The sequence below is a fragment of the Brevundimonas sp. GN22 genome (assembly GCF_054824005.1).
Genome location: NZ_JSYD01000130.1, coordinates 1 through 6820 on the forward strand (window position 1 = coordinate 1; position 6820 = coordinate 6820).

Genomic DNA, 6820 nt, shown 5'->3' on the forward strand with positions numbered 1-6820 from the left:
TGCCCTCTGGGCTGGCTACGGCTGGCTCAGAGGCCCTGCATCATCAATAAGGAAATCATCATGACGACTAAAGATGCGCCTCTGTACGGCGATAAGACGCTGCCTGAATGGGATCGACTCTGGGACCCTGTACCGGAATGGCAAAATGCATATCAGGACGACCTGAAATACCTCGTGGGCCTGTATCGCTTCACCCAGAACAAACGGGACATTCTGATTGGTGTAGGCACAGCCGAACATGGGGCCTTGGCCAAACGCTTGTCCGATTACACGCGCCGCAGCCCCAGTGGCAGACGTTGCCGTTCAGGCCAATACATCTATGAAAACCGTCACCGGCTAAAGGTCGAGGTGATGGTGGTCGGAGATATAAATGATGAGCAATTTGCGATCACTGCTCGCACGTTGAAGCCACTTATGATTGAGCGCCACAAGCCAGCACTGAATGTGCCTGCTAATGTGGTCACGCATCGCATTCAGCACTTATCTATCGGCGCCTGATATCAGCATCAGTTATGAACCTGGGGCAGCCAGCGCGAAATATCGCTGGCTTAACCATTTTTAGCTATCAGGGATCATCGCTGAATCTGGATGACATGCTGACGCTATGAACCCTACTGAGATTTATGATGCGCTTTCCGAGATTGCAGCCAAGCCGTTCAATGCGTCAGAATTCCCGTTTGAGTTCGCTCTAGCCACCGATGCGGCACAGGCTGCAGTCGCCAAGCTAAGGGCTGGAACAACCAACAAGTCCGACCTTCCGAGCGGCGTGCTGTTCAACAAGAAGTTCCACTACGCCCCAGCACTTGGTGGCATGGTGGACATCACCCTAGATCAGTTGATGGCGTCAAAAAAGAACGCCAGCGCTAAGCCTGCCATTCTGCTGACCACTGATGGCGAAACCATAGCGGCACTGCACCCCGCCAGCGGCGAGAGCCTGCACTGCAAGTTCGCAGAGTTGGGCGACCACTTCGGCTTCTTCCTGCCCGCTGCGGGCAAGGAACGTTACAAGGCGGTCGAAGAGAACCCGGTCGATATCAAGGCCACCGGCAAGCTAGCCCGCCTCTATGACGCTCTTATCAAGGCCAACCCTGATTGGGCCACAGCTGAGCGCCGCCACGAGATGAACCAGCTGATGATGCGGATCATCTTCTGCCTGTTCTCCGAAGATGTCGGCATCTTTGCTGAAAACCAGTTCTCCAAGGCCATCTTCACCCATGCGGGCGATAAGGGCGAGGAAACGCGCGAGGTTCTGATCTCCGCCTTCCGCGCCATGAACCTGCCTCAAGGATCGCGCGGCGACCTTCCCGCTTGGACCCACGATCTGGAGTATGTGAATGGCGGCCTGTTTGCGGGCTCAATTGATGCCCCGCGCTTCGACACCATTGCCTTCCGCTACTTCAAGGAAGCCGCTAGCCTGAACTGGCGCGAGATCAACCCCGACATTTTCGGGTCGATGATCCAATCGGTGGCCGATCCAGAAAAGCGCTCTGAGCTGGGCATGCACTACACATCAGTGCCTAACATCATGAAGGTGATCGGCCCGCTTTTCCTGGATGATATCGACGCTGACATTGAAAAGGCCTGGGAGAAGCCTAAGGCTCTGCAACAGGTCATCCAGCGCCTTGGCAATATCCGTGTCTTCGATCCGGCGTGTGGATCGGGCAACTTCCTTGTGGTCGCCTATCGCCAATTACGTGAGCGCGAGATGCGCGTTCTCAAACGCCTAAATGAACTGGATGGCGGGCGTGACGTGCAGATGTTCTCGGCCATCTCACTCAAAAACTTCTACGGCATCGAGATCACCGATTTCGGTGTCGAAACCGCCAAACTGGCCCTGTTCATCGCCGAGTATCAGGCCAATGCCTTGTTCAAAACTGTGTTTGGCAAAACGATTGCTGCCCTCCCCCTGAAAGAGGCAGCCAATATCGTTCACGACAATGCCCTGAGAGCAGACTGGGATATCGTTTGCCCTCCACCAAAAGCGGGCGAAGAAATCTATATCGCGGGCAATCCACCGTTCTTGGGTAAGGCACAACAAGACGCTGACCAAAAAGCGGACATGGATTTCGTGTTCAGTGGGCGGGTTAAATCCTACCGCGCATTCGACCTTGTGGCCGCGTGGTTTTACAAGTCAGCAAACTATATCCGAAGTCGTAATGCCAAGGCGGCGCTAGTCGCTACAAACTCAATTTGCCAAGGGGCGTCAGCATCAGCGCTCTGGCCTGAAATCCTATATCAAGGCGTCGAAATCGGCTTTGCTTACCGCTCGTTCAAATGGCGCAACAATGCAGCTGATGTTGCCGCAGTTGTTTGTGCAATCATTGGAATTCGGAATCAGGATTCATCATCCAAGTTCATATTTGAGGATGATGTCACCACCTCAGCGAGCAACATTAATTCGTATTTGTTGGACTATTCAAACGTCTACATCGAACCGTCAAACAAAAGTCGATTTGGCCTATGGGAAATGAACTTTGGCTGCATGCCATATGATGCAGGAAACTTGCTTCTTCTCCCTTCAGACCGGGAAGAGTTGCTAAGTTCTGCGCCGCATGCCGCACGTTTCATTCGTAGCTTCATGGGCTCGCAAGAGGTCGTGAAGGGCGTTGAACGCTATTGTCTTTGGATTTCTGATGATGAGCTCAGAGATGCTCAAGATATCCCAGAGATCGCTAACAAGATCGAGGCAACTCGTATTGCCCGACTAAACATGAAGGACAAAGGTGGGCGGGAACTTGCCAAACGCCCTCACCAGTTCCGCGAGCATGTCGCACCCAAGCAAAGTGCTATTCTCATCCCCCGCGTTACATCCGAACGCCGCCCCTATCTGCCCGTTACCCTTGTCAGTTCGGATGTGATTTCGTCTGACCTGAACCAAGTGCTGTATGACGCCCCGGAATGGTGCATTGCCCTGATCGCCTCCAAGCTACATCTGGTTTGGATCGCGACGGTCTGCGGCAAGCTGAAATCAGATTTCCGCTACTCCAACACCTTGGGTTGGAACACCTTCCCTGTGCCTAAGTTCACGGAAGCGCAGCTAGAGGCCCTAACGGCTTCAGCGCGCAAAATCCTGAAGACGCGATACCTGCATCATCCCAAGACCATCGCGGACCTCTATGATCCCGACAAGATGCCGGACGACCTGCGCGAAGCACACCGCGAGAACGATGACTTGTTAGAGACCATGTACATCGGTCGCCCGTTCCGTAACGATAGTGAGCGGCTTGAACACCTCTTCAAGCTTTACGCCGCCAAGATGAAGTCATTGGGCAAATAACGGCGGGCAAACCGCCGACACTATGGGGATGGGGAAGTAGGTTATGGGTTCAGTCGTCAACGTTAGCTTTGGTAAGTCCAAGGCCAGCACCAACGTTCTGGGTCAGCGCGAAATGCAGGCCCGCGCCTATGCTGCACGTGCCGCTCAGTTCCTGCTGCTGAAAGCCCCACCTGCGGCAGGCAAGAGCCGCGCTTTGATGTTCATCGCACTCGATAAGATGCGCCATCAGGGACTGGCCAAGACAATTGTTTGCGTGCCTGAAACCTCTATCGGCGGGTCGTTCCGATCCACGGACCTGATGTCCTATGGCTTTGAGGCCAACTGGGAGGTTGATGACGCCTGGAACCTATGTCTGACCGGTGATGATGCCAGCAATCAGAAGGTCAAAGCCTTTGAGGCGTTTTTAGCCTCTGACGCCAAGGTGATGGTCTGCACCCACGCCACCTTCCGCTTTGGCTTTGAAGCCGTGGCCGAAAAGGCAGGGATCGAAGCCTTTGATAACTGCTTCATCGCAATCGACGAATTCCATCACGTTTCGGCCTCCGATCACAACCGTCTGGGCGTGATCCTGCGAAGCCTGCTCAATCGCGGTGAATGCCATTTGATGGCGATGACGGGCAGCTATTTCCGGGGTGATGCAGATCCTGTACTGCGTCCTGAAGATGAAGATCGCTTCTCCATTGTCACCTACAGCTATTACGAGCAGCTAGAGGGCTATGAGCACCTCAAGGCGCTGGGCATCAACTATGCCTTCTATAAGGGCCGTTACATCAATGGTCTTGAGGATGTTCTGAACCCCAATCAGAAGACCATCGTCCACATTCCGCACCGTGGGTCATCCGAAGCCTTTGACGACAAGTTCAATGAAGTCGGCAGGATCATTGACCTGATCGGCATCCATGAGGGACGTGATCCCGAGACCGGTTTTGATCTGATCCGCCGCCCTGATGGCCGGATTATCAAGGTCGCCGATCTGGTGGATGATGGCCCCGGACGCGATATCGTCAAAGCCGCCCTGTCGCGCGAAATCAAAGGCCCTGACGGCAAGCGTGACGATGTCGCGGATCGTGCCAAGGTCGATATCATCATTGCCCTTGGCATGGCCAAGGAAGGCTTTGACTGGGTGTGGTGCGAACACGCGCTGACTATCGGCTATCGCTCTTCGTTGACAGAAATCGTCCAGATCATTGGGAGAGCAACCCGTGATGCTCCGGGTAAGCCTAAGGCCACCTTCACGAACCTTGTCGCAGAGCCGGGTGTCGAAACAGGCCTTGTGACTGATGCCTTCAACGACATGCTCAAGGCAATTTCTGGCTCGCTTCTGATGGAGCAGGTTCTGGCTCCGAACTTCAAATTCTACCGCCGCGAAGATGGCGATATTCGCGCCCCGATCAGCACTGATGAAAACGGCAATGTGGTCATCGGCATCAAGGGACTGATGGAACCGCCGACACAGCGGGCTCGCGAGATTTGCGAAAAGGACATGCATGACCTGATGGCCGCTGCCTGTCAGGAAATGGACAAACGCGCCATCTCGCCAGACACCGCGCCTGAAGTCATGACCCAGATGGTGTTCACCGACATCATTGAGCGCAAATACCCGACCCTTGGCGAGGAAGAGACTGAAGCTGTTCGACAGCAATTGTCCGCTCAGATGAACATCGTCACCCTCGCCCGCAAGGAATACGAGCGCGGCATGCAGGAAGCTGGCTCTATCTTCGACGGCGCTACACCTACAGGTGCATTAGTGGCTTCAGACGACGATGAAGAGCTAGGTTCGGCACCGAACACCCTGCTTCAAATGGTCAAGAAGTTCATCAATGTCCGCGATATCGATATCGAACTGATCGACAGTGTGAACACCTTCCAGGAGCGGTTCGAGGTGATGTCCAAATCTTTGGACGCCCCACTGCTTTCCAACGTGCAGGCCGCAATCATCGCACAGCGCATCACCATGACGGAAGCTGAAGCCAGAACCCTATGGCCACGCATCAAGGCCTTTAGAGCCTCAGAAGACCGTGAACCGAACCCCCACTCTGCTGACCCGCTAGAAAAACGGATGGCTGAGGCTCTGGCTTGGCTGAAACAGGAAAAAGCCAAACGCATGCGTGATGGCGCCCTCTGATCATGGCTCGCCCGACTCTTGATGAAATCTTTGCCGAACCGGATGACTTTGGCCTGTTGGATGTCAAAGCCGCCAACATGCGAACTTCGAACGCGGACAAAGACGCCGCTATCAGGCAGGAAGTTGAAACCTTCTATGCCAAGCATGGACGCTGGCCCGATCCAGACGCTCCAAGCCATGACGAAATGCGCCTTGGCACTATCTGGTCCACGATATCGCCTGATAGCTATCAGGCCACCTCACAGGTCGCGCTAAAGGATTGGCGTGAAGAGCCCGATGAAGGCGAGATACCGGATAGCTTGGACGATATCTTCGGGGATGATGGCCTCGACGTGGATGCCACGCTGATCAAGCTGGAGCATGTCACCGCCGCTGCTGAAAGGCACACACCGGATCACCGTGCTGATTTTGTGCCGTGCCGCGACTTCCATCTGTTTGAGCCTCGCTTCGAGGAAGTCCAAGCTGCACTAGAAAGCGGAGAGCGAAAGGCTTTACCCGTCAAGAAATGGGCCGTGATCGAACCGATCGAAGGGGATGTATTCATCCGCAACGGCCTGCTGGCCTTGATCGCCGAGAAGTCTGAAATGATGATGCGGGGCGGTTCTCGCGACCACCGACTTCGTGTGATCTTCTCGAATGGTACGGAAAGCGACCCACTGATGTCGTCTTTCCGAAAATCACTCAATGAGGATCCGACAGCCCGCACTGTAAATAAGGTTGGGCTAGGTCCCCTCGATCCTGAATGGGAAGCTGATCGCCTGAACCTGTCCGGGACGATCTACGTTCTGCGGTCACTTTCCGAAGAGCCGGTGATTAAGGAACGGCGCATGATCTTGCATAAGATCGGCGTCACCAGCCAGGACGTACGCAGACGTATTGCTGACGCCCGAAACGATCCGACCTTCCTACTGGCACCGGTCGAGATCGTGGCAGAGTTTGGCCTGAAAAATCTACCTCGCCAAACCGTCGAAACCTTGTTGCATCGCTTCTTTGATGAGGCCCGTCCGAACGGCCTATTCATCAATGATCGCTACGGCAAAACCATTCACCCACGAGAATGGTTCTACGTGCTTCCGGAACACGTCAGCCAAGCCGCCAAACTGATCCAAGAGAAACAGTTGCACCTTTACCGATACGATCCCCAATCGCAGAGAATTGTCCGGCGCTAACAGGGTTCAAGCTCCTTACCTCAAAGGCCTGAAGCATGTTTCATGCGGGTATAGCGCGGGTCAGAATTTGGGCGGCTTCCTAGTTATCGATCGTAACTTAGGGAGCGCCTAAATTACCCCTATAGGCCAGTGTGGGTCGTCGATGGGATCGGTCACAGACCTTACCCGCTGACTCTATCAATACATTGTAATATATGGACTTTAAGTGTCTCTAGACGGGATTTCGTAATGCGGGGGTCACGTGTTCGA

At 54.4% G+C, this 6820-nt stretch carries 4 protein-coding genes; all 4 read left to right on the forward strand.

Going from position 1 to position 6820, the window contains the following annotated elements; translation table 11 throughout:
- Positions 1-498 (forward strand): hypothetical protein (locus OB03_RS14025; protein ID WP_461344571.1); only part of this gene is annotated, 498 nt, incomplete at its 5' end.
- 106 nt (positions 499-604) lie between these two features.
- Positions 605-3277: a class I SAM-dependent DNA methyltransferase gene (locus OB03_RS14030; RefSeq protein ID WP_461344572.1), complete on the forward strand. Its 2673-nt coding sequence runs from the start codon at positions 605-607 to the stop codon at positions 3275-3277.
- Between the two features lie 43 nt (positions 3278-3320).
- Entirely contained in the window at positions 3321-5402 is a 2082-nt protein-coding gene (locus OB03_RS14035; protein ID WP_461344573.1) for a DEAD/DEAH box helicase, read from the forward strand.
- Between the two features lie 2 nt (positions 5403-5404).
- The gene (locus tag OB03_RS14040) at positions 5405-6571 is read left to right on the forward strand and encodes a GIY-YIG nuclease family protein (protein WP_461344574.1); all 1167 of its coding nucleotides are present in this window, start codon (positions 5405-5407) and stop codon (positions 6569-6571) included.
- The last annotated feature ends 249 nt before the right edge of the window (positions 6572-6820 follow it).